The organism is Microcoleus sp. AS-A8, from assembly GCA_039962225.1.
In the GTDB taxonomy this organism is placed as follows: domain Bacteria; phylum Cyanobacteriota; class Cyanobacteriia; order Cyanobacteriales; family Coleofasciculaceae; genus Allocoleopsis.
In genome coordinates this window covers 90,928-117,450 of sequence record JAMPKV010000009.1, presented here as the reverse complement: position 1 = coordinate 117,450, position 26,523 = coordinate 90,928, and the positions used below count along the sequence as shown (strand labels likewise).

The window sequence follows — 26,523 nt, the reverse complement described above, 5'->3', positions numbered from 1 at the left end:
CTAGGATGACTAATATTGCACATCTAAACTAGCTTAAGCTTTTCGCTCCCAGCCCCAGCCTAATAACTGTAGCTGACATGTCGCATCGATTAATAGCACCCAATGTCACAAGATGAACCCCAAAACCAGACAACCCTGACTCAGCCTCTAGCTGCCTTGCGGGAGCAAACCTTGCAGCGTCTCCGCAATAGTCTAAGACGCGGACAACAAAGCATGGCTGATTGGCAGGGGGGACAACTTGCCGTTTCTGCTGTACCGGGTGCCGGGAAGTCTACAGGGATGGCAGTAGCCGCCGCTTTGGCGATCGCGCGTTTTCAACTCCACGGAAAACGTCAGCTTGTCGTTGTCACGTTCACCCGTTCCGCTGCTGCGAGTATTAAAGGTAAAATCAGGGAAAATCTCAAAGACCTTCGATTACCACAAAATAGCTTTGTTGTCTATACTTTGCATGGTTTGGCGCTGAACATTGCCACCCGTCATCCAGACTTATCGGGACTCAATCTGGACAGTGCAACCTTGGTGACGCCGAATCAAAGTCATCGTTTAATTCGGGCTTGTGTGGAACAGTGGATTGCCAACAACTCGCGCCGTTATTCGATGTTGCTGGAAGGGCGTCAGTTTGATGGGGAAGAAACGGAACGCTTGCGGCGGCAGTCGGTGTTAAAAACTGAGGTGTTACCCAGTATTGCCCAAATTGTAATTCATGAAGCCAAAAGCTCTGGTTTATTGCCAGAGGATTTGTGGCGGTTATCGCAACAGACACCGGATGAGTATGAAATTTTAGCGATCGCCGCAGGCTTATACGAACAATATCAAAACGTGTCGCGATCGCGGAATTTCATCGACTACGACGACATGATTCTTGCCGCACTCCGGGTGTTGGAAAACGACGCCATTCGCAAGCTTTGGCAAAACCAATTCTTTGCCGTTTTTGAAGACGAAGCGCAGGATTCCACCCCCCTGCAATTCAAACTCTTAGAAACCCTCGCTGCTAACCCGAATCAGCCAAATGCACCGCTGAATTTAATTCGAGTGGGCGACCCCAATCAAGCCATTAACTCCACCTTTACCCCCGCTGATCCGGTTTATTTCAATCAGTTTTGCGAAGCTTGCCAAATCACTAAGCGACTGGCAACCATGGATCAAGCCGGTCGCAGTACCCGCATCATCATCGATGCCGCCAACTATGTCTTAAACTGGGTGAATCGCTCCCAGTTAACCGGTGCCGAGCAAGCCTTTCGTCCCCAAATGATTCGTCCCGTTGATGCAGGTGACCCCCAAGCAGATGCCAATCCTAACCCTGTGGGGCGAGGCTTGGAAATTTACACCCCTCGTGACATTTACCACACCGTCGAACTCATTGGAGAGCGAGTGGTTGAGTTATTGACACAAAACCCCACTCATAGCGCCGCTGTGTTAGTGCGAGAGAATCGACAGGGAACGTTTGTGGCTCAGAAGCTGGAATATCTCAAGCGGAACCATGGGATAGAAGTTTATGATGTCGCCGGGAGCGATCGCCATTCCCATGTCCCCTCGGAAATTTTAGCTATTCTGCAATTCCTCGATCGCCCCCATTCCCCCGACTATCTGAAAAGCGCCTTAGAAGTCCTTGTCAAGCGCCAACTCATCCCCACCCAAGACCTCAACGCCCTCGCCACCTCCCCCGAACAATTCCTCTACCCAGGCCCCCTCGACCCCCAACAGACACCCTCGGTCAAACAAGCCCGCAAATACTGCGCCAATCTGCTGCGTGCTCGCCTGGAACTCCCTCATCATCAACTAATTTCCTTCCTCGCTCTCACCTTAAACTACGACCAATCCGATTTAGCCACGGCAGATAAATTAACTGAACGCATAGCCAAACAGACTCATGGCAATAGTTCCATGCATTCTACCCTGGAAGCCCTGAGTGAAATTGTGAGTTCCGAACGCTTTGAACCGGTAGAAACCGAAGACGCCGACTCTCGCTATCTGCGTGCTGGACAACTCACGGTGATTACCATGCACAAAGCCAAGGGACTGGATTGGGATTATGTCTTTCTGCCCTTTTTGCATGAAGACACACTTCCCGGTAGTCCTTGGGTACCGACGGCGGCTCAGTTTTTAGGAGATTTTACCCTTGCCGAAGTCGCCCGCGCCCAAATTCGCGCCAGTCTTCATCACAAACCCTTACCCATGGCGATGGAGGCATGGGATCAAGCGGGACATTTGAAGACGGCGGAGGAGTATCGTCTCCTTTATGTTGCTATGACACGAGCCAAACGCTTGCTGTGGATGTCTGCGGCGGATAAAGGGCCGTTTCGGTGGAATACATTTAGCGGTCATGCCTCAGATAACTTGCAGGCGAAAAAGCCTTGTCCTGTGTTGCCGGCGTTAAAAAGTCAGTTTCCGCGATCGGTGGTTCCCCTCTCGGCGCTGCTCAATTAGCCCGATTCCAGAGGAGTCCAACGCCAAACATAGATTGCCGCTAACCAGGCATCTCCATGGTTAAGGGCAGCGTAACTGTAAACGTTGTCCCAACTCCGACTTCACTCTCCACCAAAATCTCACCCTTGTGGGTGTTCACAGACCTCTCAACAATGGCTAAGCCTAAACCCGTTCCAGAGATTGTGCCCACATTACTACTGCGGTAGAACGCATCAAAGAGCTGGGATTGGTCTGGTAAGGGAATGCCAATTCCTTGGTCTTGGATGCGGAAGACGATCGTATCTTGCCCGAAAACGAGTTCAAACTGGATTTCGCCTCCCTCAGGAGAGTATTTGAGGGCGTTGGAGAGCAAATTGCTCAGGATTTGGCGTAGTAATTTTTCATCCAGATATACCTCCTGTTGAATACCGAGACACCTGAAGTTGATACTGTGATTTTCTCCGGCTGTCACTTGTAATTCTTCCACCAGTTCGCGGCAAAACTCCACCACATCCAGGTGTACCGGATTAAATTCCAGTTTTCCCGCCTCTGCTTTACTGAACATCAGTACATCATTCACTAACCGCGTCAGATGATGAACTGAGGTTTCAATCCGTTGGAAATGACGCTGCTTTTTTTCCTCTGCCCAGTTATGGCTGTAGTGTTCTAGTAACTCTGTAGACGAAAGAATCGTTGCCAGTGGGGTACGATACTCATGAGAAACGACAGAAATAATCCGGGATTTGAGGTCGCTGAGTTCTCTTTCATTGGCTAAGGCGTAACGGAGTTCCGATTCTAAACGTTGACGCTCAGTAATTTCCTGTTGTAAGGACTGATTTTTTTGTCTTAATTCATCGGTTTGCTCTGCGACTCGGCGTTCTAATTCTTCGTTAAGCCGTTGTAGCTGCTCCTCACTCTGGCGTAACTTTTTGAAGGTATGGGCACGCTCGATCGCATAACGAATCGCACGAACGAGTAAGAAAGTATCAATCTTGCCCTTCACCAGATAGTCTTGTGCCCCCTGCCGCAAGGCTTCCAAAGCGATGACCCGATCATTGAGTCCGGTGAGGACAACAATCGGCAAATCCGGTGCCGCTTCATGGATTTGTGCAACTGTAGACAATCCTTGTTTGTCGGGTAGGGACAAGTCTAAGAGAATCACATCAAATAAGTGTTCATGCAGAGAGTTCAGCGCGTCTTTGAAGCGTTCCACATGTACCAGTGACCACTGAGTTTCCTCAGCTTCTTCGAGAATTTCGCCGAGGAGGTCAGCATCAGCTGGGTTATCCTCAACTAGAAGGATATGAAGAGCGTTAGCGGTAGCCGCCAAGTGGTGTCGGGGGGCAGTGTTCATCTTTAAGTTACTCCGACGGCAGTTTAACCAAGGCTAGCCAGAACTGTTCGATTAACTTCACTACAGAGATGAACTGCTCTAAGTCGATCGGCTTGGTGACGTAGCAGTTCGCGTTTAGCTCATAAGTCTTGAGAATATCTCGTTCAGCGGCTGAGGTAGTGAGAACGATCACGGGGATGAGCTTCAGGCTGGAGTCTGCCTTGATTTCCGCCAAAACCTCACGACCATCTTTTTTGGGCAAGTTGAGGTCGAGTAAAATCAAATCGGGACGGGGTGCATTGGTATATTTTCCCTGGCGACGGAGGAAGGCGATCGCTTCTACACCATCTTCCACCCAGTGCAAGTGATTGAGTACCTTGCCGTCACTGAGCGCTTCTTCTGTGAGATCGGCATCACTGGGGGAGTCTTCTACTAGTAGAATCTCAACGGGTCTAATCGGAGTGCTGATATTCATGGGGACGGATTGCCTTGTGGGATAGTGAAGTAAAAGGTTGTACCTACTCCTAATTCTGACTCTATCCAAATGCGTCCCCCATGACGTTCCACAATTTTCTTACAAACGGCTAGACCAATGCCCGTACCGGGATACTCAGCACGGGAATGGAGACGCTGGAAAATTGTGAAGATACGCTCAAAGTACTCTGGCTCCATGCCGATCCCATTATCACGGACAGAAAAGACCCAGTCGTTTTGTTGTTGCACCACTGAGATATGTACGCAGGGTGGCTCCTCGCGATGAAACTTGATGGCATTGGAAATCAGATTTTGGAACAATTGCATCAGTTGTATTTCATCCCCCATGATTGTGGGTAGGGGGTCATGAGTCACAACGGCTTGGCACTCGGCGATCGCCACTTTTAAATTTATCAAAACCTGACTCAGCACGACCTCGCAAGCCGTTAACTTCAGCTCTTTTGCCCGTGTCCCCACCCGTGAAAACTCCAGCAAATCATTAATTAACTGCTGCATCCGGGTGGCTCCCTCCATGATGTAACCGAGGTACTTATCGGCTTTAGCATCCAGGTTACCCTGGTATTTCCGCCCTAGGAGCTGAGCATAGCTATTAACGGCTCGTAGTGGCTCTTGCAAGTCATGGGAAGCCACATAAGCAAACTGCTCTAGTTCCCGATTAGAATACAACAAATTAACGTTGGCCTCTTTCAGGTCGGCGGTTCGCTGCTGCACTCTGGCTTCTAGCTGTTCATTGAGCTGTTTCAGCGAGGCTTCGGCTTGCTTGCGCTCCCGAATCTCCTGCTCGATCGCGCGGTACACCAAATAAAAGGCGATCAAGTTGAATACTAGGCCGAATAAGAATATCAACTGTATTTTCTGGGCTTCCTCCTGTTTCGTCTTTAACCACATTTGTAATTGCTCATATTCTTTACTTTTCATCTGCTGGAGTACCGTTCTCACTCGCTCCATGAGAAATTTTCCCTGATGGGTCAAAACCAGCTGATTCGCGGCTTCAAATCCCTTGTTTTGCCTTAATTCAATGGTTTCCCGAAGTTCAGCAAACTTCTGGGCGATTAGGGGTTCAAGGAGGGAAAGCTGCTGCTGTTGTTTAGAGTCAGCTACCGTTAATGTTTCGAGAACAGCTAGTTGCTCGTCCATTGTCTTTACAGCCAGGTTATACGGCTCTAAGTAAGACTCTTGTCCTGTGAGTAAGTAACCCCGTTGGCCTGTTTCAGCCTCCGTAACTGAAGAAAGAACGTTTTCCAGATTCTGGAGAACTTTTTGGCTGCGATTCACCCGATCTGATGTTTCTTTTTGCTTGATAAAGCTCCAATAAAACAGAATATTGAGACCCACTAGAATCACGGAAGCCAGTCCCAGCATTGCCATAGTCTTCCTCTCCACAGACCATGTTCTTGGGAAAAACCTCAAGGGCACAGTTTGAAGCGTTCTCTCGGTTACGTGTACATGGGGCTTGCCTGGTTTATTTACAAGAGAAGCTTCTTGTGATATCGAAGAAAAAATCTCCTCTCCTTCTCTAACCCTAGCTTGAGGTTCAGCGTCTGATTGAGTTGGCGTTTGACTGACGTTTTGATGCTTCACAGAATTGTCCCCCAGAACCCTAAGCAAAGAATGCTGTTTTGTCCCTTACCTGGGCTGAATTAGCTCCTTCATTGTTACCACTTTGAAGCAAAACTTTTCTCCGGGAAAATACTGAATTGTCTCAGTTATTTAAGCAAACCCTATCTGTAAGTAAAATTACGGGCTACCTTGTGAATTTGCAGATTGCACCCACAAGAGCCTCTTTTGTTTGCCTCTATGTCTAGAGCAGTTCATCAAAAAGTTTGTCTGACAAATCCCACTGGACTGCTATCGCTCTCAAATTGAGGTTTAATTTCACTAACGACAGCAGCAGTTCTCTGATTTATTTTCCGTAACCCATGGCAAATGTTCGATTAGAAGGGATTACCCGTCAATTTGATCAAATCACAGCGATTGAGGACGTTACCTTTGAGGTGCCGGATGGGCAATTGTGGGTGTTAGTGGGGCCATCAGGTTGCGGTAAATCCACGATTCTACGCATGATCGCCGGTTTGGAATCGATGAGTGATGGCAATCTATTTATTGACGATGTTTTGGTCAATCATGTCCCGGCGCGGCAGCGGGATGTGGCGATGGTGTTTCAAAACTATGCTCTTTACCCACACATGACAGTGGCTCAGAATCTCTCGTTCGGATTACGGATGCGGAAAGCGGACAGGGCAACGATTGAGAAACAGGTGGAGAGGGTGGCGCGATCGCTTGATATTTCCCATCTGTTGGATCGTAAACCAAAGCAGTTGTCTGGGGGGCAACAGCAGCGAGTGGCACTCGGAAGAGCGATCGCACGGGAACCTAAAGTTTTTCTGTTGGATGAACCACTCTCGAATCTGGATGCTCAGTTACGGGATGATACCCGTTCGGAATTAAAGCAGTTACATCAACGATTGGGCATCACGACGATTTATGTGACTCACGATCAGGTGGAAGCGATGACCTTAGCCGACCAGATTGTAGTCCTTGATAGGGGTCGGATTCAACAAATTGGTGACCCGCAAGCGATTTATGCTCAACCCGCAAATCGGATGGTGGCGACGTTTTTGGGTAATCCTCCGATGAATGTTTTTCGCGGCACTTATACGGGTGAGGGTTTTCAGGTGGGGGGGCAGTTTTTGTCTTGTCCCAGTGAGCTTCATCTCAAGTTGCAATTGGTTCCGGCGCAACCTGTGGATTTGGGGATTCGCCCGGAATATGTGGAGTTAACCAACCATTCCAGACAACAGGACGTAGAGAGGAGAGAGGAGTTGAGGATGGAGGTGAGGGTGGTTGAACCGTTGGGGCGGGAGACGTTAGTTCGTGGGTGTCTGCCGGAGTCGGAGGTGCTTTTGGATGTTTTGGCTCCTTCAGATTGGCGTGGGTGTCCGGGCGATCGCGTTGGCATCCAATTCGACCTTAACCAGTTGTTTGTTTTTGACCCTTCGACTGGTGATGCCCTCTATCCATAAATGAGCAGTTAAATTCTTCTAGGCTGACCTTGCTTTAAGCCTTTTTCAAAGTTCTACCTTTTGCTGAGTGCTGAATCTTCCTACAGCGATAGGTTCTGATTCACGTAAATTTTTAGGGTAGAGGGTAGTCTTCTAAAATATCCTTCTAAAAACTATGTTAAAACTCCTTAAGTTAAGCGCGGCTCTGTCTGCCGCTGCCGTAATTGTATCTCTCCCTCAGGCTGTCGTTAGCCGTCCTTTGCCTGAATCATCTGGCTACCCAACTGTGCGAAATTCAGGCACAGGCAGCCCTTTTTGTTATATGCAAACTCAACGAGGCGTTACTCTCAATCTAGAAAATCTGTGTAGAGCTAATAATGGCTCTAGTAGCGGGAATAGGGCAGCCAATTCACCTTCAAACCCTGCTAATACTAACCCTGCTGCTACCAATCCCGATAAGAGAGTTTTCACTTTCACCGGTACCCCTGGTGAGGGTAACAACCGCAACGCCGCAAACACAGGCGCTAATACCAACCGCAACGCCGCAAACACAGGCGCTAATACCAATCCCAACGCCGCAAATACAGGCGCTAATACCAATCCCAACGCCGCAAACACAGGCGCTAATACCAGCTCAAATGGCGCAAACACAGGCGCTAATACCAGCTCAAACGGCGCTAATACAGGTGCTAATACCAGCTCAAATGGCGCAAACACAGGCGCTAATACCAGCTCAAATGGCGCAAACACAGGCGCTAATACCGCCTCAAACGGCGCAAACACAGGCGCTAATACCACCTCAAACGGCGCTAATACTACCTCAAATGGCGCAAATACAGGCGCTAATACTCCCATTAGGTTCTAACGAACTCTAACGGGAGCTTGCCATGAACACTGAACCTTAACGCGAAGCCTTACCGCTATAAGCGGGAGCCTCTTGCCACAACACAAGATAAACAGTCTGAGGATGCTCGTTTGTATGAATGTTAGGGTGGGGTCGGCTTTTTTAAAATTTCTATCTTAAGGTTGTTGGCGATTCTAGCAAGACGGTAATCTTGCTAGAATCGCTGCTATTTTTGCCGATGCCCTCATCCTTTACCTACTCATTGGCGTAATTCATGCACTATCCTCTGGAGCTCCAATTCAAATTTTGGGCTTTGGCACCCCAATTGTCTGTTACTGACGCTCACGGTAGCCTTGTCTTCTATGTCAAGCAAAAACTCTTCAAACTCAAGGAATCTATTAGTGTCTTTGCTGACACTCAACAGAGCAACCTAGTATACTCCATCAAGGCTGATCGCATCATCGATTTTTCGGCTAGTTACAACTTCACTTCATCGAGTGGTATCCCTTTAGGTTCGGTGAAAAGACGAGGGTTAAGATCGCTTTGGAAAGCGCAATACGACATTTTTGAGGGTGCCACAGTCGTCATGACCATTCGGGAAAAAAATCCATGGGTTAAAGTCATGGATGGATTATTTGGTGAGATTCCGATCATTGGTTTATTCAGTGGCTATGTCTTCAATCCCGCTTTTGTCGTGATGCGCTCAGATGGCACGATTGTGATGAGCCTGGAAAAGCAGCCTTCTTTCTTCTCCCGAAAGTTTACGATTAAACAACTCAATCAACTCAGTGAGCAGGAAGAAATGCAAGTTTTGTTAAGTTTAGTAATGATGATTTTACTAGAACGCTCTCGTGGCTAAGCCAGTCAACAGGCAAAAGCCAAAATGGTAAACTCGAATGTGGACAGTATCCTGGCTTCTTACTGTATGTCGATTAGATGTGAAATAGCTTAGCCTTAAGATGGGCTTGAATTTTCCTTTTGCCCGCTTCGCAAAATAACCCAGCCTACTAGGGCAAGGATGGCACCTAAAGTCAGAAAGCCAATATCCCACGCTAACTGATTTGGGCCGGGTTTAACATGATGAATTCCTAGAATTTGGTGATCGATGAGACCTTCTATAAAGTCAAATAACCCTGCACCCAGAAGTAAAGACCCACCGAAGATTTTGGACGACCAAGCTATATCGCTACGTCCACCGGCACGCCAGAGCAAGGCCAGACCTATGACACTCAATATCCAAGTGCCTAAATGAAAAAGACCATCTCCTAGAGTATTGGCTTCCAGATTAGAGAGGTTCGTTGCTGGTCGAATGCTTGTAAACATGTGATGCCACTGGAGGATTTCGTGCAACAAGATGCCGTCAACAAATCCTGCAAGCAAACCTGCACCAATCAGGATGCCCGCCGCCACCAGTAATCCACTGTGCTTACCTGTCTCCAGCTTAGACTCCATAACAAAACTTCATCCTTAGGCTTTGTGAGGTTTTCGTTAAGATTCGCATAACTCTCTTGTCGCGGCTTCCATCCCTCGTTAGAGTTAAGGGTCCCTACATAAAATACCCACCAGGTGGGTTGACAAACTGCCAAGTCAAACGGTGAAACTTTCTCCTTCTTCCGGGAAACTACTGAGATTGGCAGAAAATTGTTCCAATGTTCCGTAATCCCCACCAAGAAAGTTCACCAGACAATGTGCCAAGGTTAACTAACCAGCCCTTGATTGGTGTATCTGATGGAGGGTGGAATAGCTCTCACAACGCTTCTCTAAGATTTTCCTCATATGGCTTCAAAAGACATCAAGCTCAAATTCCCCTTGTGGCAATTTCTGAACCAGCCGGTCTTTAGTTCTCAAACAAAGCTTATACTCGATCCTCGTCTGTTTGCCTATCTCTATAGAGTTAAACTTCTAGAACGCTGTTGGACTAAAGTGTGTGATTCTCAGGGGCGTCAGTGCAATTGATATTTTGGCAATAGGTCATTAGGCAAGGATGAAGAAATCTGTATTCTTCATCCTTTACCCTTCTTTATACTTCCTTGAGTTGTCTGTATGTTTCTACAGATGGCTAACTGCTTTTTGCCTCTGGAATTGTGATATCGACAGAAGTCACCTCAGCAGAAAGACTCGTGAGAGGGGGTTGGATTGCTTGAGCATTACCCACCACTAGCGTCACAAGTTTATCGGGTTGCAGATATTTTTGGGCAACACGTTGCACATCCTCAATCGTTGTTGCTTTGACAGCCCGCTGATAACGGAAGAGGAAATCCTCTGGGTAGCCGTAATATTCATAACGCATCAGCCGCGCTAGAGTTTGGCTGGGGTCTTGAAAATTGAACACAAAGGAGTTGAGAACCTGATCTTTGGCAGAGGCAAGTTCTTCAGGTGTGATCGGTGTTGTGCGGAATTTTTCGATTTCGGCGCGAACGGCTTGAATAAAGGGTACAGTTGCATCCGATCGCGTCTGTCCTCCAGCAACAAATGTACCCGGAAAGTCGTAACGGGGACTCCAAAATCCATAAACCGAGTAAGAAAGACCTTGGCGCGATCGCACTTCATTAAATAAACGTCCACCAAAGCCATTCATTACCTGATTCAACACATCCAGCGCCGGGTAATCGGGACTGTTGAGTTCACCGCCAATATGCCCAATCTGAACATAACTTTGGGTGAGTTGAGGCTGATTCACGAAAAAGACACCCCCCTGCTTTGCCTGGGTGGCAGAGGGCACCGTGGGTTTTGGCGCTTTAGAGGTGGGTTTCCAGGTGCCAAATTCTTCCTGAATCCGCGATCGCATCTTGGCAGAATCAAAATCCCCAATAATGCCCAAAATCATATTTTCAGGATGAACATATTGCTGGTAGAATGCCATCAAATCTTCACGGGAAATCGGGTTGAGCGTCTGATACTCCACCGTGCGGGCGTAAGGGCTATCTTTCCCGTAAATGAGTTTCTGAAATTCACGACCCGCAATGCCATTAGGGTCATCATTGCGGCGAGCAATTTGTCCCGCCCTTTGTTTTTTAGCTAAATCCAGTTTTTCCGGAGCAAATGCTGGCGTCTTGAGTACCTCAGCAAACAAATCGAAAACCGTATCCAAGTCTTCGCTTAAAGCGCTAAAACTAGCACTGCCCGAAGTCGAACCAATAGCCGTCTCGACTGAAGCCGCCCGTTGTTCTAAAAGCTGATTTAGTTCATCTCCCGTATGTTCAGTGGTACCGCCAGTCCGCATCACTTCCCCAACCAAGGACGCTAAGCCCACTTTGTCGGCGGGTTCGAGGCGTTCGCCCGTGCGAATCATGGCTGTACCTCCAACCAAGGGCAATTCGTGGTCTTCCATGAGATACACCAGCATCCCATTCTCCAGCTTATAGCGGGTGTACTTGGGGAGCTTAATTTCTGGCAGAGGCGCAAATTCTAACTCAGTGTAATGCTGGGCGGTGGCGGCGAGGGCTGGCAAACGCGATACCACGACAAGAACAAGCGTAGCCAGGAGTAGCCCCAACCAGCTAAAGGATTTTGGATTTTGGATTTTGGATTTTGGATGGGTCATCGATCAACGGGTTGAAGGTTTGAGGTTTAAATGTTGACGGTTTGAGGTTTAAATGTTGACGGTTTGAGGTTTAAATGTTGACGGTTTGAGGTTTAAATGTTGACGGTTGAGAATACAAAGCGCGACCCTTCTTAGAGATTTGTTGGAGGGTTTAAGGTTTACGACTTGGAAGTTAAAACATGGGAATTTAAAGGTTTTCAAGACAACCTTTAATCGGCTAATCTTCAAATTTCAACGGGTTAACTTTCAACTTCCAACCGACTAACCTTCAACCTTCAACTCTCTTTAGTTAAAAGGCGTCCAATCGTGCGATTTTCTGAGGTGAATGTTGCCTTCGCCACTCGCTGAATGTCGGCTGGGGTAATGGCGGCAATCTGCTCTAATTCCTTAAATAAATTGCGCCAATCGCCGGTTTTGACCTCATACTCCACTAAGCTGCGTGCCATGCCCATATTAGAATCGAGCGATCGCAATAATTCAGCACGGGACTGAGTCTTCACCCGATCTAACTCTTGCGCTGAAACGGGTTCTGTCTTGAGTCGCTCAATTTCAGTCCGCAATGCCGTTGCTACCTCATCCACTGTACGTCCCGGCGCACTCAGGGCATAAAACAACATCAAATTCGGATGTTTATCCCCTGGAAAACCACTAAAACCTTGAGCTGAGAGCGCAACCTGTTTCTGCTCCACCAGAGACTTATACAGGCGAGAGGTTCGTCCCTCACTGAGCAGACGCCCAATAATTCCATAAATCACATCATCAGGATGGTTGACGGCAGGTCGATGATATCCCTCTAAGTACCAGGGTTGGGACGGCAATTGCAACGTCACTTCCCGCGTTTGTTTTTGGGGCGGTTCAACCGTCTTGACTCCCGGCGCGGCGGGTCGAGCCTTGTAGCGTCCAAAGTAAACTTGAGCTAATTCTTTAACTTTCGCTGGGTCGAGGTCGCCCACAACCGCCATCGTCAACTGACTAGGAGCATAGTGAGTCTCAAAAAACTGCTGAACATCCTCGCGGGTTAGGTTCCGGATGTCTTCGTCATAGCCAATCACCGGACGGCGGTAGGGATGCTCCTGAAAGGCAGTATCCAGAAACACTTCAATCATCTTACCGATGGGAGAGTTATCGGTTCGCAGACGACGCTCCTCTAAAATGACATCTTTTTCTTTATAAAATTCTCGAAACACAGGGTCTAGAAATCGCTCCGATTCCAGGGACATCCACAGCTCTAGCTTATTGGCAGGGAAGCTATAAAAATAAACCGTTGCATCTGCTGAGGTCGTCGCATTCAATCCCACACCCCCAGACTGCTCGACAATCTGACCCAGTTCATTCTGCTCGACCAAGCCAGCCGCTTCTGCTTCAATTTTGCTAAATTCCGCCTGTAACTGGGCGACTTCTGCCTGTTTACCCGCTTTTTTGGCGGCTTGAATTTGTTCAGACAACTGATCTAATTTGTCTAACAACGGCTTTTCTGCCTGATAGTCTTTCGTCCCGATGCGCGTGGTGCCTTTAAAAGCTAAATGCTCCAGGAAGTGAGCGACACCCGTTTGGCCATTGGGTTCATCTGCCCCCCCAACATCGGCATAGGTGACAAATGAAACAACCGGTGCCTTGTCGCGTTTGAGGACAATAAATTTGATGCCATTATCGAGGCGAAACTCAGTAATTCGTTGGATGACTCCATCCAAGTAAGGCTGAATCGACGCAGAGGTCGTGGTTGGAGTCTCGGTGCGAGCCAAAGCGACAGGGGGAAGCATTCCCCAACCAAGGATTACAGCCCCCAGGAACGCCAGGATTAGGGATAGAGTCTTTGACCCACGTCCTACGGGCGATCTTAACTGGGTCGTAACAAGCTGGCAAAGCAGAATAAATGGATTCACCTGACTCATATAACAGTAGGAATTGGCCTTGTTTTGAGAATAAGAATTGCTCCTTCTCCTGATATATCCTGACAAAAAATCAACCGTTGCGAGTAGAGTTGATTTGAAAATAGCAGGCAAGGAGAACCGGAGTCTTGCTCCCCTCACCACATCGGGGAGGGGTTAATCTGTACCTCACTCGGATGAGAATCGCTATACTCTACCGATTGAGCATGAAATAAACCGCCCAAATAGCCATCGCTCGCAGATAGTGACTAGCGCGGAAAGTTCCCGCCGCTGTAATCGCTTCCGGCGTTCTAAATTGCAGTCCATTTTCATAGACTTGACGCACGACAGCTTCCGTGAGTTGCAAAGCTTCTTGCTTCATCCCTTGCTGCACTAAAAATGCCGCTAGCCCAAAGTTAATGCCCGTCCAGACTTCTAAAGGATGAGTTGCATCGGGATTTTCGGGTGAACCATCCGGTCTTACGCCATTGGCTGCTCCCAGTTGGGCATCCTGAAACTTTAAGAAACAGGAATCATACACGCTCTTGAGGGCAGACTGGACGCATTCTGGAGGTACAATATCCGGCAAACCTAATAACTGGGCGTAAAATTGACCGCACAGTTGGTCTGTCATCACGATATCTGAACCGCTCTCACTATCCAGCCGATAGTATTGACCATTCCAGAGTTTTTCTTGATAAATGGGTTGTGATTGTTCTAACCATTGGCGATAGAGTTCAATGGTTTCTTGAATGGATTCCGGGTCAGGGACTTCGATGAGTTCGGATACGGGAGGGTAGTGGTTAATCAGAATTTCACCCATGGCGATCGCGGCTTCTAGGGCTGCCAACCACAGCCCACCACAGTAGGCGCTGATTCCTTGCAACCGCCAGTCATCAAAGGTTTGATCGGGTGCCCCAGAGTTTTCCGGAATCCCATCTCCGTCTTTGTCAAAGGTCTTAAGGTAAGCTAACGTCTTGACTACGCTCGACCAACACTCCCACAAAAATTCTGTATCGTTAGCCCCCGTGAGGACAAAATCTCGATAAACCTGCAAGACAAAATCACAGGGTAAATCTTTCCACTGGTTGCAATCTTGGTAGCTGGTATAGTTCGTCTTTTCCCACGGGTGCTCGTTGGGTGCACCCAAGTCGTGGGGTGTGGCATCGGCGGCTTTACGGATGGCTTCTGCCTGGTTATAACCGATAATTCGCGATGTCTCGTCATGCGTCGGGATGGCGCGGGCAAAGGCTTCTAATACGGCTTTATCGAGTCGAGGCCAAAGCATGGCTAGAGCAAAGGAACCATAAAGCCTCACATCCAGGCTTTCATACCAACGATAATCTAAGCATTCGAGAACACCAAACTGACCAATCGGGTCGCGGTCATCCGCCGCCGTCCACAGAGTCCCCCCATCCGCCAGCAGATACAGCTCATTAAACAGAGCCATCTTAAACCAATCGGGCAAATCCTCACGCTTTAAGATGGGTTCCTGCCACAAGTGTATTTTCTCCTTCCACAAGTCAGCGTGCTTGAGGGCGGTACGAACAATTGACCAGGCGTTGTTGCCTGTACGACCAAAGAAATCGGTGTAGCGTCGGTAGTAATGAATGCCTGGGGAAAACTCTGTGACAGGGAAATCCCAAGCGAGGATAAAGGGAATTTTACGGGTTCTACCAGGACGAATAGTAAAGCGGATGGCGATCGCGGCAGCAATTTGTTCTCCCGGTGCGGCGGCTGTCTCATCCTGCGTATCACTCAAACTGCCATCGGCGGCGAAGGATTGCCAAACCTCAGCCCCGTTGCCCGTCGGGTTCCAGCGAGTGTGGTAAAACACTTCCATACTGGGATTGGTGACGGTCGCAAAGCATAACTGCCCTTCCCCTTCCTGCATCTCAGATGCGCCTCGAAAATCGGCTACCGCTTCGCTATCATGCAGCCTAACCCGGTCTAAAAGGCATCCCACCCGGAAGTTATCCACAATCCACTGATTGTAACTTCCCGTGCTTTCGCCCCAGCGCGGCTGGTACTCATAAACCGGACTACCATCATCCCGCACCTGTATCTGTGGGCTTTTGATCGCATTGGTAAACCAGCCCACTATATTCTGCCAAGTCAGCATAATGCTGAGGGTAATTGGGGCATCCGTGGGGTTGTGTGCCGTCCACTCGAACACCGCTACCGGGTAACTGGCTTCCTGGTAACACCCCGCCCAAATGGGGGAAAACTGCTCACAAGTTAGTTCGGTTTGGAAAACATTTTCATAGGTAAACCAACTTTGAGGATACAACGCCTGATAAGTACCCGTATTGCCTTTTGCCTGTTGCGATGTGGGATACCATTGCCACGCGCTCAGAGTACCCTCCTCTGGTGGTTCGGTACACAGAGCATAAGCTTGCTTGGGTGCGTTTTCTGACTGCTCGAATACACTAAACTGACACGCCGGGAGGCTTTTAAAGGAATGCTCTCCCCCATCCAAGTGCCATAAATTAAAGTCGCCTCGTGGAGAACGACCTATACAACCCGCCCCAAACCCCCCAAGGGGCATACCATGCCAGGGGCCATCGTCGAGATTACTTGCATAGCGGACGGTGTAGGGTTTGTCCCAGCCAAGTCCAATGGGACGCTGCCAGCTACACTCAGGGATTTTTGGGCGCGGTGGTTGGTAGATCATGCCCTGATTTTACCGAGATTGGAGCTACATGGATTGCCTCCAAGTCCGATTCTCTATTACTCCTGACTAATGAACTTTAGCTGAGCATAAGCCATGATACTGTTTTTTGATATCCTTAAGGCTTCTACGCAAGCCATCAGTATGGAGCCAACCAACAAAACCCCCGTAGAGGCATTGTCCCTCATTGTTACCAATAAAGACATGCTCCACTTGTAAAGGATTGCTCCAGGTACGAATGGTAATGCCGTTGTGGAATCTTATATAGGCTCTTGAGCGATAGAAATCTCGTCGATGTGCATCAGTTATTCCTGGAACTAAACGTATCTGCTGAATTAATCGAGTACTGAAATCGGTTCCTCGATCATCTACAGGTATTTGTGGGTTAGTCCAAAAATTTTGAATGGTTACCCCAACTTCCGGGTGATTTTTGAGAACGGCATGAGATAAAGCCGGTAAGCAGATAAACTTCTTGGCTCCTGAAAACTTGGTCGTTTCTATCGTAATTGTGCCGTCGCTGCCATGAAAATCTATCAATTCTTGATTTTCTTCATGGGCATTTAACATAAAAAAGACGAGAACGGCTAGTATGCGATCGCGAGCAACAACAGGGATGCCAAAGCGAGTTTTTACCCAAACGCTTTGGCAATTTGATTCTGCAAAAAGACTCCTTCTGTTACAGAACAGGCATCGTTGAGTAGAGATAAGATTGCATCACATTGATCAGGATAAATTACTCCCCGTCCTCGTTAGATCCGGTGCCGAACTCTTCGCCTCGTAAGCATTCACCTTATTATTCAGTTCACGAATGCGACGAGAAAGTAGGCGAATAATATTAATGGCAATTCCTGGCGTCTCATCGATCGCATCATACAGTTGTAGCTGTGTCAGCATCAGGCATTCACAGGGTTCTATCGTCGTTACGGAAGCAGAACGGGGTTCGGCATCGAATAACGACATCTCCCCGAAACAGGCTCCCTCCTTGAGCTGCGCTAAATCGCGATCGCCGATGTGAACTCGGACTAAACCTTTGACCACAATATAAAGCGATCGCCCCTCCTGTCCTTGGGTGAAAATCGTATGATCGGCGGGGAACGATAGCTCATCCATCACCGAAGCAAGACGCACTAAAAAATCGTCCCGGAGTTCTTGAAAAATCGGGACAGCCCTGATAAACAATAAACGCTCAACGCTGGTTAACATCGATTAGCGGTCAGCTATTGGCTATTGGCGCTGTATTACTGTGGAAAGCTCAAGTTTACCGTAATCCGCTGGACTCAAGACTAATAATTGGGAAAATATACGGTTTGACGTTAAAGAAGGCAGAAGGCAGAAGCAGGAAGGCAAAAGGCAGTCAATTGGAAAGGTATTTTAATACCAAATCCGCATTGATAGCCCCCTTTCCAAATGAGCGTATTTTTCTCCCCTGCTCCCCTGTCCTCACTAAAGCTCCGGCCCTGATGCCTGATGCTCCAGCTTGCCTTAGCTCACTTGACCCAACTCTTCAAGTATCCGCTGCGCCTGATCTGCCACTAAGCGATCGGAGTCATTTTTCAAAGCGGGTAACAAATCAAGACAAGCACGAGGCGAGGCTTCTCTCAAATAGGCCAAAACGGCTTCCCGGACAAAACCCGTTGGATGACGCAGGCAGACGAGAGTGGCTTCCGGTGTCAAACTGTAGTGAGCGGTTCTAGCTAAATGAAAACAACAGGCTAGAGACCAGTCGGGCAGAAAATGACGAAATTCAATCAACCTACGGAGGCGATCGCTCGGACTCATCGGTTGATAAGGCACCCATTCCTCCAAACAAGCCATCTTCTCTTCCGGAGAACGACGGTCTAAAATGGACAAAAACGCTCTCTTCTGGGGAATATCCAGCGTATTGTCTAAAATTTCTAACCCTAGTGCCACATTAGACCTTGATTCCGATGCCACATTAAACGCTCCCGCTTGAATCGCACTAATCGGGTACAGGAACTTCATCAACAAGAAACACCGTTCTAATAAATCTGTTTGCAAATTGTGTAGCGCCCCGACAAGCAAATCTGCCTCCTCTCCTGAGATGTTCTCACTTGTTAGATCGAGAATAGCCGCAAAAATCTGACCCAGAAACAATAATTCTTGCTCAATGAGCATCTCAATCCCACTCCGCCCCAATTGGTCAAGGACGCCTTCAATCCCAGCGTCATTCGGCATCTTGAGTAGAATCCGGAGAATATTGCGCCGAGTTGTCCCCCAACTACTCATCAACTGTTGCACTAACTGGTTGAGGGCTTCTGCGGTACCCATCTCACCCAAAGCCATCCAAGCTTGTAACCTCACCAAATCCGGCTTATGGATATCTTCTGCCAACTCCACGACTAAGGGAATCGCTTCATCCTTCAGGCGCACCAATGCCCCACGCGCCGCTTCACGCGTGGATTTATAGTACAGTCCTTTCATTAAAGAGCCATAGTACTCTTCCAAGTGAGTGGCGGCAATTACCTCCAACAAAGCCCGACGCACCCGCAGCGACTCATCCTGCAAGAGATTGGGGATATAAAGCCTCAACGCCTGCAAATACTCGGCCTCGCCTAGCGCCCGTGTCCCCATCACCCGCTCTTGTTCTCGTTTGGAGGTAAGCATCCGCCGCAAGGTATTGGTGGCCTCTGCCTTCTCGGCAGGGGTTCCCCGGCGCAGAATTAAAGCGGCGGCGGTGGCTCGTACCGTTGGCTCCACACCAGAATGCATGTAATGCTTAATGGTACGAATATCGAGTTCAGGTTGGGTCAACCAGACATAGCGTAGTGCCAAGGCTAAGACTTCTGGGGGCGGTGTTTGCTCAATCAGGACTTGAACGTCGCCCAGGTAAGCGGGGTTGGGGTACTCTAACATGGCCTCTAGACTCTGGCGTTGCAAGGCCGTAGACAAGCGAGGCAATAAGGGAGCGAGGACTTCGCCCACGGTGGTTGGATCGATCTGGCCTAACAGTTGGATGCAAGAGCGTTTCTCTGCCTCAGTCCCGGGCTGCTCCAATTCTTCCACCACAGCCCGCTTGAAGGCCCGTAAATCCACATCGGAAAAACCCAGACGCCCTTGCTCTGCACTCTGCACGAGTAAACTGACATAGCTCGATCGCATTAACCAGCCACTCAGCAACCAGATGGCCGAAGACAGCACAATCGCAAAAATAAACACCTGACTCTGCAATTGTTCCATCCCTGGGAACAGATTTTTTGTCACCCAAATCGTGCTCAAGATGCTGATGCCTGTAATCCCGGTGGTGATGGGTTCGGCAATGCCCTGTACAGAAGTCTGAACAGCATTTCGCATCTTCTCCGGTATGGGTTGGAACAGGACGGGTTCAATGCCTGCGATTAAGGTATAGCGCAGTAACTCATCGATAAACCGGAGTAAGATCAGACCGACAAACAGCCCACTAATAAGTTCGGGTAAAGGAATGACCTGACGGATGACTCCAATGACAAAGTCGAATGAACCCGTCAACATCAGCAATCCTAAAACTGACAACGATGCTGGCAACAGCATAGCGGCAACAAAAACGCCTAAGCGATCAATCGCCCGACTGGAGACAAACCATTGGGAAGTCAGTTCAAATAATCCGAGAGTTCCCCCAAACAAGCCTAAAAACCCAGCAATGTCCGAAGTCTCTGGCAGCTTTTCTTCCAGTTGACTGAGATACTGGAATTCGACTAAGAGGTACAGAGCTTCTGCCAGGATAAAAAAGGTAAATAAAGGGATGATGTAGCGTTGCAGAGGACCACTGGTGCTGCGGACTGCGAATTCAGACTCATCGTCTTCCCAATCTCGCGAGGGCAAGTCAGGAAACGCTTGGCTATAGCGTTGACCGAGATAAAACAACGTTCCTGCTCCTACCAACATGGCAAAAGCCGCGAGAATGATCACATCGTACAGGCCAACGAAACGCAGCAGGACGGGTAAGGAGAATCCGGCGACGACATCAGCGACTAACAAACCACTGGAGATAATCGGGTAGGTTCGCTTAATTTCTCGGATGTTGAACAGTTGATTGGCGGCAACTTGGGAGTTGAGGTCGTTGAGGACTTCAACCGCATCAGACCACAACCGCACCAGAAAAACGGTCGCCAAAGCGATCCAACCGTCGAAATAGTCGAGTCCCAAGCCTACGCGAAACAGTAACAGAGGTATGCTGGTCAACAGGGCGATCGTGACCAAGACGCTTCGCATCGGCAAAATGCCAGAAAGCCAGGAGTACAACAATCCTAGCCCTGAAACCATGAACGCACCGACGATATAAATCAACGGCAACCGCTCAGCACCATATTTGTCTAGGAACAGCGCCACCGCACTGTACTCGAACCAAAGCCACCCCACGGAGGTTGCTGTGTAGAACGCGAACATCAATAAGGTTCGCTCACCTTCTTCGGGACGAAGGTTGACCCACTGTAGGGCTTTCCGTACCCAGTCACCCTGAACACGAGCACGAGGTTGCAGTTTCATCGGTTAAAGCAAGTCAGTTGTTATTTGTCAGTGATCCGTTGTTCTGTGTATGGTCACTGATCTTGAGCCCTGACCACTGACCACAAATCATTTTTTAGGAGAAAGTAGCATCATCATATTACGACCTTCCCGCTTCGGTGCTTGCTGCACTTCCGCCAACGCATCCAAATCTATCGCCATCCGCTTGAGTAAGTCCTCCCCTAAGTCACTGTGTTGAATTTCTCGACCTCGGAAGGTAATGGTGGCTTTGACCTTATCGCCAGACTTGAGAAAGCGTTCCGCTTGATTGACGCGCACTTGGTAGTCATGATCCTCAATTTTGTAGCGCATCTTGACTTCTTTGACATCGGCAGTGTGCTGCTTTTTTCTGGCCTCGCGGGCTTTTTTCTCTTGCTCAAATTTATACTTGCCATAGTCCATGATGCGACAGACCGGCGGATCGGCTTTGTCGCTCACTAAGACGAGATCCAACTCTTTTTCCTCGGCGATGCGTAAAGCTTCTTGAGGCGTGATTATCCCCAGTTGTCCCCCATCTGTATCGATGACTCGAATGTTAGGGAACCGGATTCTTTCGTTAATTGGGGGTAAATCGCGTTGGCGTCTATTCTCATTCACAGGCGTCAGAGTAATTTCTAAAATCGATGGATTGAAAAGAATAGAGCGTAGCGTCAGTTTACACTTGCCATTTTACTGAGTCCTCTCATATTTCTGTGCCGCTTGTTAATGTAACTTCCCATTAGGGCTATTTACTGAGGAACTTCAATGACTGTAACGGGGTCATTCCCAATCGGTTAGGTCAGGGGAAACCACATAAAATGGAAGAGAATTTGTAAACCTTTTTGAAGGTGAGGCTGGCGTGACAACATCTGTGCATTGGCAGCAACGAGTTGGGAATCAGCGAGACTGGGTTTGGCGAGGCTGGCAGACCCGCTACACCTATATCCGATCCCCGCAATCGCTGAGTGAATCAACAGCCCCGATAATGCTGCTGCATGGCTTTGGAGCCTCCATTGGGCATTGGCGTCATAACTTGGAAGTGATCGGTGAACACCACACGGTTTACGCCTTGGATATGCTGGGGTGGGGTGCATCCCGGAAGGCCGCTGTGGAGTATAAGATCGATCTCTGGGTAGACCAGGTTTATGAATTTTGGCAGACTTTTATCCGGCAGCCGATGGTATTAGTGGGTAACTCGATTGGCTCCCTGGTTTGTCTAGCGGCAGCGGCAGCTCATCCAGAAATGGTAAAAGGAATTGCCCTGATTAATTTACCTGATTTTTCTTTGGAAGAGGAGATGACTCCCCCTTGGTTGCGACCTGTGGTTTCCGCCGTTAAGAGTGTGGTGGTTTCACCCATCGTAATCAAAAGCCTTTTTTATGTGGTCAGACGCCCACCCTTTGTGCGGAAGTGGGTCGGGCGTGCCTACGCTAACCCCGCCGCTATTACCGCTGAGTTAGTGGAAATTTTAGCCGTTCCAGCCCAAGATAGGGGGGCAGCGGCTACGTTTAGTGCCCTGTTTAAAGGGATGACCTCTGCGGAATTTGGACCCAAGGTCAAAACCATTTTGCCGACCTTAAATATTCCCCTGCTGTTGATGTGGGGGCGTCAAGACCGGATGATTCCGCCCTATTTGGCGCAGCAGTTTGCTGCACTCAACCCGAATTTGGAATTGGTTGAATTAGATGATGCGGGTCACTGTCCCCACGATGAATGTCCAGATAAAGTCAATCAAATTATCTTAGAGTGGCTGGCACGTCACTGTACTGAGGCACAAAATGCTAGCGATTCTTCTCTATCTACGACTCCGTAATAGGGAATTGTTGATTCATTTGAGTTTTCCCCATTCCCCATTACCAAAACATTAGAACGTAGATGTAGTGCGAATAACACCCACCCCGGTGGTGTCATTGTTGCTATTTCCTTCCGGATTGAACAGCACAAAAGCACCCGGTGTAATGCTGATATTCTTACTCACCTGAAAGCGATAATAAGCCTCTAAGTGGTAGGGCGTGGCTCTGTTGACACCAGCCGCTGCCAGCACAGCATCCCCACCTGCATCTACCCGGTAAAGTGGCTGTCCAAAAATGAGTCCGGCTGCATTCCCCTCTTTGAACAAGTCCTTAAAGTGCAAACCTACCATCCAACTGCTGAAGTTAGACGAGGCATCAACATCACCTGTTGAATCATTCGCAAAGATGTAGGCTCCATAGGTACTTAACGCCACCTTCGGTGTTAACCGCCAAGTCAGCGTTGCACCAACTGAGTTGAGGTTTACGGGAGTGCCGAGAGCGACTCCGCCCAAAGCGTTAGCATCCGATTGAGCTAATCCAGTGCCCAAGATGTTGATTTCGTGGTAACTGTTGGCATAGTTCAAACCAATGTCAATGGAGTTGGTGGGTTTAATTGTCAGTTGCGTCGCAACAACACTACTACCACTAAACACGCCCGCTCCCAAAGGTGTACCCGAAACCCCTGGCAGAACATCCGAAGCCTCACCGGGCAGGTTAGCATTGACGCTACCGTACAAGGCTCTGAGGTCGAGCTTGTCAGAAATGCTCCAGATAAAGCCAGCCGCCGATGCTAAACCGGTTCCAGAAGTCCCACCCGATACCCGTACCACGGGGTTATAACCCGCGAACCGGGAAATGGCCTCTTGTCCATCATCGGCAAAGGGAGTAATGGCGGGAAAGGCATCGGAAACTTCAGCTGCCGTCCCAGCAAACACCGTAAATTTGTTGGCAAGGGGGAAGATGTAAAGTAGCTTGTATAAATTAACGCTATTGGTTCCGACCGTTGATAAGTCCTTGGGATTGAATCCCGGAAATTGGGGTTCAAAGCTGAGTTTACTCATTCCGGAGGTGAGGGTTGAGCCTGGGAACAAAGTATTTTGAAGGCTGTTTCCCCCAAAGACACCCCCCTCGAAGTTATAAGCTTGCAAGCCTGTGATTAGGGTATCTTTTCCAGTAAAACTGGTGACTAAGTTGAGTCGCACCCGATTGGTTAGGATGATGTTAGCGTCCTTGCCATCCGGCGCACCCCCGCTAGCACCGATGGCGGAGATAATAGCCTGACCACTTAATTTGGTTGTGGTGGAGAATTGATGATCTTCGAGAAAGGCGACTCGACCGTCTAATTTATCGATTCGTGACCCTAGAGTCGTGAGTTCGGGACGAAATTCCTCCACTAATCGCTGTAATGCGGCTAAATCTTCCTTGGTAGCCGATTCAGAGCCATTACCAGCCATTAATTTCTCAATTTGTTGCAAACAGGCATTCAAACCTGCGGCAAATTCATAGCGGGTCATGGCACGGTTTCCTCGGAAGGTACCGTCTGGATAGCCCGCAATACAACCATAACGCTCAACGAGCGATCGCAACGCTTCATAAGCCCAATCTGTGGGTCGAACGTCACTCAACTGGGAAACGTTGGTTACTTGTTCCATTGAGTCAGTGAGTGGTTCACCACTGAGTTGGGAAACATGAGTCACTTGCTCCATCTGCTCAGGATTGCTCTGTGCTGGTTCTCTTGCAACGTCTGCATTGGTGGGTTGAGCGCTACTGAGTTGGGCAAGAGACTTCGCTGACGGGGCAGATTCTGCCTGTAGAGGGGGACTACTGGGGAGGGTGGAGGCTACAGATGATAAGGATTGTGCCTCCTGGGCGATCGCGATGGAAGCTTCATTCAGCTCCTTATACAACCATCGATTAAAATATTTTGTGTATTCAACGAGATATAACTAACATTAACCAAAACTATAGCTAACCTAAATCATTTGTACAAATAACAACCTTTACTGGATAATTTTTCCAGCCCCACTTAGATTTCACAACTTATTGAGGATAGCTATATAAATCTATTAATTGATATAAAAAATCTCCCTACTAAATAATATCTAGTAGAGAGTCATACGGACTAAGCCGACTAACTAAACATTGGCGGCGAAAGTTTCCCACCAGCCTAATTGGTCAGGGTTCATGGTTTACTGGTAGGCTATTTCTGCCAAGCTGGTCTAGTCTTAAAACTATGCGCGAGAGTGAAGCAAAAAATTTAACCAACAGTCACTTGATCGGTTGCAACGCTAGTGGCACCGCTAACGCTTTGGGCAACACTCACCATTTTGTCAAGAGTTGCTTGGTCGGTGACTTGACCCTTTAAAACCACAGTGCCCCCAGTTTGAGCAACCCACAGCCGTTCTTCATCAGCCAGTTCGGGTTCTTGGTCAAAAGCTAAGGCAACCCGCTTGGCAAGACCGCTTTGATCGTACTCTCCGCTTAAGCCAACACGCTCTGGGGCAATTTCTCCGCCTTCAGGTGCCGTTTCTACGGGCGCAGGGTTAACCTGAGCCTCTGCTGGTTTTTCCATTCCAAAAAGTCTTTGTAACCAACCCATCGTTTCGTTAGCTCCAAGAATGCTTGATTTTCATCAATATAATGGGTGATTTGTAGATTTGTCAGCATTTTGATAAAAATAAAAAAATCTCCCTACCAACTTGTTGTAGTAGAGAGTTAAAAAAGGGAACTTAAACTGTATCCAAATCCAAAAAAATTTTTGAGCAAAGACTGGATATCAGTCTAATCTGTGTGCATCCCTACGACAAAACACATTCAACTATCATCTGCACGTTTTGGATAGGTCAGGAAGAGAAAAAATTAACCCACTTTAACTTGACTGCTGTCTACGGCAGTGCAACCATTAACGCCTCTGGCAATACTTGTCATTTTGTTCAGGGTCGCTTGGTCAGAGACTTCGCCTTTTAAAACGATAGTCCCGCTAGTCTGGGCTACCCACAGGCGCTCTTCATCAGCGAGATCGGGGTCTTCGTCAAAAGCTAAGGCAACTCGCTTGGCCAAACCGCTTTGATCGTATTCTCCGTTTAAACCAACACGTTCTGGGGCAATTGTTTCGGCGTTAGTACTCGCAGGAGCCTGAGCTGTATATTGAGGTGCAGGCTGGGCAGGTGGGTTAACCTGAGCGTCCTTGGGTTTTCCCATGCCAAACAGTCTTTGTAACCAACCCATAACTTGTTGAGCTCCAATTACGCTTGATTGTCTTTAATATTATTCATAAATGCGCGAATTAGTCGCATCTGCCTAGCAATATATTTAATGCTGCGCTCTTACTCAGCCTTTTGGCGTAGGAGAGATAAGTTTAGGCCAACTGGGCAGAAATAATCCATCTGTTTCCTCGGCCCTTGTCCCCTTCCGTGCCTTTGATGGATAGATCGAGTAGTTTGGTCAGTGCCATAGACCGCGATATTATAGAAAATTCACGCCAAGACAACTTTCTCCGGTTGCGAGGCGAGTGCGTGCGTGCCGCCCTTGTTTTAATCCCATGAAACACACCCTTTCCGTTCTGGTCGAAGATGAAGCCGGTGTTCTGACTCGAATTGCTGGTTTATTTGCCCGTCGGGGCTTCAATATTGAAAGTCTTGCGGTTGGCCCAGCCGAGCAGGTCGGCATTTCCCGAATTACCATGGTGGTGCCTGGAGACGAACACATTATCGAGCAGCTAACTAAGCAACTCTACAAGCTAATCAATGTACTCAAGGTACAGGATATTACAACCACACCCTGTGTAGAGCGGGAGTTGATGTTGGTGAAAGTGAATGGCAACAGTTCGACTCGCACAGAGATTATTGAATTAGCTCAGGTCTTTCGGGCGCGTGTGGTAGACATTGCAGAGGATTCACTGACGCTAGAAGTCGTGGGAGACCCTGGTAAGTTGGTGGCGATTGTTCAAGTCTTGGGTAAGTTTGGCATCCGTGAAATTGCCCGAACGGGTAAAATTGCCTTGACGCGGGAATCCGGGGTCAATACGGAATATCTGAAGTCTCTGGAAGCGAAAGTATAGTTAGCTGACTTGCTTTTAACGTGCCTTA

The 26,523-nt window shown here is 48.5% G+C and carries 20 protein-coding genes; 5 read left to right on the top strand and 15 right to left on the bottom strand.

The features are described 5' to 3' along the window. The first annotated feature begins 102 nt into the window (after positions 1 to 102). A complete protein-coding gene (locus NDI48_16010) occupies positions 103 to 2,427 on the top strand; it encodes an ATP-dependent helicase (GenBank protein MEP0832680.1) in 2,325 nt (774 codons plus the stop codon). Between the two features lie 40 nt (positions 2,428 to 2,467). Here NDI48_16010 and NDI48_16005 read toward each other — a convergent pair whose 3' ends face one another. From NDI48_16005 to NDI48_15995, 3 genes are read right to left on the bottom strand one after another with little or no spacing between them, the layout of a single operon-like run. After that, positions 2,468 to 3,760 carry a hybrid sensor histidine kinase/response regulator gene (locus tag NDI48_16005; GenBank protein ID MEP0832679.1) on the bottom strand — a complete coding sequence of 431 codons (1,293 nt, stop codon included), beginning with the start codon at positions 3,758 to 3,760 and terminating at the stop codon, positions 2,468 to 2,470. Positions 3,761 to 3,767: 7 nt separating this feature from the next. Next, positions 3,768 to 4,214: a response regulator gene (locus tag NDI48_16000; GenBank protein MEP0832678.1), complete on the bottom strand. Its 447-nt coding sequence runs from the start codon at positions 4,212 to 4,214 to the stop codon at positions 3,768 to 3,770. Next, positions 4,211 to 5,602, bottom strand: a complete 1,392-nt coding sequence (locus tag NDI48_15995) for a CHASE3 domain-containing protein (GenBank protein MEP0832677.1) — start codon at positions 5,600 to 5,602, stop codon at positions 4,211 to 4,213. The genes NDI48_16000 and NDI48_15995 overlap by 4 nt, the downstream gene beginning before the upstream one ends. A gap of 551 nt (positions 5,603 to 6,153) precedes the next feature. Between NDI48_15995 and NDI48_15990 the strand changes: the two genes are divergently transcribed. Beyond that, on the top strand, positions 6,154 to 7,257 hold the full coding sequence (locus tag NDI48_15990; protein MEP0832676.1) for an ABC transporter ATP-binding protein: 1,104 nt from the start codon (positions 6,154 to 6,156) through the stop codon (positions 7,255 to 7,257). A gap of 309 nt (positions 7,258 to 7,566) precedes the next feature. On the opposite strand, the gene NDI48_15985 is transcribed toward NDI48_15990, so the two are convergent. Beyond that, positions 7,567 to 8,091 carry a hypothetical protein gene (locus tag NDI48_15985; protein MEP0832675.1) on the bottom strand — a complete coding sequence of 175 codons (525 nt, stop codon included), beginning with the start codon at positions 8,089 to 8,091 and terminating at the stop codon, positions 7,567 to 7,569. A 263-nt stretch (positions 8,092 to 8,354) separates the two neighbouring features. Between NDI48_15985 and NDI48_15980 the strand changes: the two genes are divergently transcribed. Beyond that, a complete protein-coding gene (locus tag NDI48_15980; protein ID MEP0832674.1) occupies positions 8,355 to 8,939 on the top strand; it encodes a hypothetical protein in 585 nt (194 codons plus the stop codon). Between the two features lie 95 nt (positions 8,940 to 9,034). Here NDI48_15980 and NDI48_15975 read toward each other — a convergent pair whose 3' ends face one another. From NDI48_15975 to infC, 8 genes are all read right to left on the bottom strand, one after another. Further along, entirely contained in the window at positions 9,035 to 9,532 is a 498-nt protein-coding gene (locus NDI48_15975) for a DUF2243 domain-containing protein (GenBank protein ID MEP0832673.1), read from the bottom strand. 607 nt (positions 9,533 to 10,139) lie between these two features. Then, positions 10,140 to 11,624, bottom strand: coding sequence for an insulinase family protein (locus tag NDI48_15970; protein MEP0832672.1), 1,485 nt, complete (start codon positions 11,622 to 11,624; stop codon positions 10,140 to 10,142). Between the two features lie 275 nt (positions 11,625 to 11,899). Beyond that, the gene (locus NDI48_15965) at positions 11,900 to 13,516 is read right to left on the bottom strand and encodes an insulinase family protein (GenBank protein MEP0832671.1); all 1,617 of its coding nucleotides are present in this window, start codon (positions 13,514 to 13,516) and stop codon (positions 11,900 to 11,902) included. A 190-nt stretch (positions 13,517 to 13,706) separates the two neighbouring features. Then, positions 13,707 to 16,166 carry a GH116 family glycosyl hydrolase gene (locus tag NDI48_15960; GenBank protein MEP0832670.1) on the bottom strand — a complete coding sequence of 820 codons (2,460 nt, stop codon included), beginning with the start codon at positions 16,164 to 16,166 and terminating at the stop codon, positions 13,707 to 13,709. A gap of 66 nt (positions 16,167 to 16,232) precedes the next feature. Beyond that, entirely contained in the window at positions 16,233 to 16,730 is a 498-nt protein-coding gene (locus NDI48_15955; protein ID MEP0832669.1) for a hypothetical protein, read from the bottom strand. Positions 16,731 to 16,886: 156 nt separating this feature from the next. Beyond that, positions 16,887 to 17,366, bottom strand: coding sequence for a Crp/Fnr family transcriptional regulator (locus NDI48_15950; GenBank protein MEP0832668.1), 480 nt, complete (start codon positions 17,364 to 17,366; stop codon positions 16,887 to 16,889). Positions 17,367 to 17,645: 279 nt separating this feature from the next. Continuing rightward, entirely contained in the window at positions 17,646 to 20,645 is a 3,000-nt protein-coding gene (locus tag NDI48_15945) for an MFS transporter (GenBank protein MEP0832667.1), read from the bottom strand. 87 nt (positions 20,646 to 20,732) lie between these two features. Then, entirely contained in the window at positions 20,733 to 21,269 is a 537-nt protein-coding gene (gene infC / locus NDI48_15940; GenBank protein ID MEP0832666.1) for a translation initiation factor IF-3, read from the bottom strand. 232 nt (positions 21,270 to 21,501) lie between these two features. On the opposite strand from infC, the gene NDI48_15935 reads away from it, so the two are divergent. Continuing rightward, a complete protein-coding gene (locus NDI48_15935; GenBank protein MEP0832665.1) occupies positions 21,502 to 22,455 on the top strand; it encodes an alpha/beta fold hydrolase in 954 nt (317 codons plus the stop codon). 51 nt (positions 22,456 to 22,506) lie between these two features. On the opposite strand, the gene NDI48_15930 is transcribed toward NDI48_15935, so the two are convergent. From NDI48_15930 to NDI48_15920, 3 genes are all read right to left on the bottom strand, one after another. Next, on the bottom strand, positions 22,507 to 24,342 hold the full coding sequence (locus NDI48_15930; GenBank protein ID MEP0832664.1) for an iron uptake porin: 1,836 nt from the start codon (positions 24,340 to 24,342) through the stop codon (positions 22,507 to 22,509). A 350-nt stretch (positions 24,343 to 24,692) separates the two neighbouring features. After that, a complete protein-coding gene (locus NDI48_15925) occupies positions 24,693 to 25,034 on the bottom strand; it encodes a BON domain-containing protein (protein MEP0832663.1) in 342 nt (113 codons plus the stop codon). Positions 25,035 to 25,294: 260 nt separating this feature from the next. Next, entirely contained in the window at positions 25,295 to 25,663 is a 369-nt protein-coding gene (locus NDI48_15920; GenBank protein MEP0832662.1) for a BON domain-containing protein, read from the bottom strand. A gap of 313 nt (positions 25,664 to 25,976) precedes the next feature. Here NDI48_15920 and ilvN point away from each other — a divergent pair, with 313 nt between their 5' ends. Then, positions 25,977 to 26,495 carry an acetolactate synthase small subunit gene (gene ilvN / locus NDI48_15915; GenBank protein ID MEP0832661.1) on the top strand — a complete coding sequence of 173 codons (519 nt, stop codon included), beginning with the start codon at positions 25,977 to 25,979 and terminating at the stop codon, positions 26,493 to 26,495. Positions 26,496 to 26,523 lie beyond the last annotated feature (28 nt).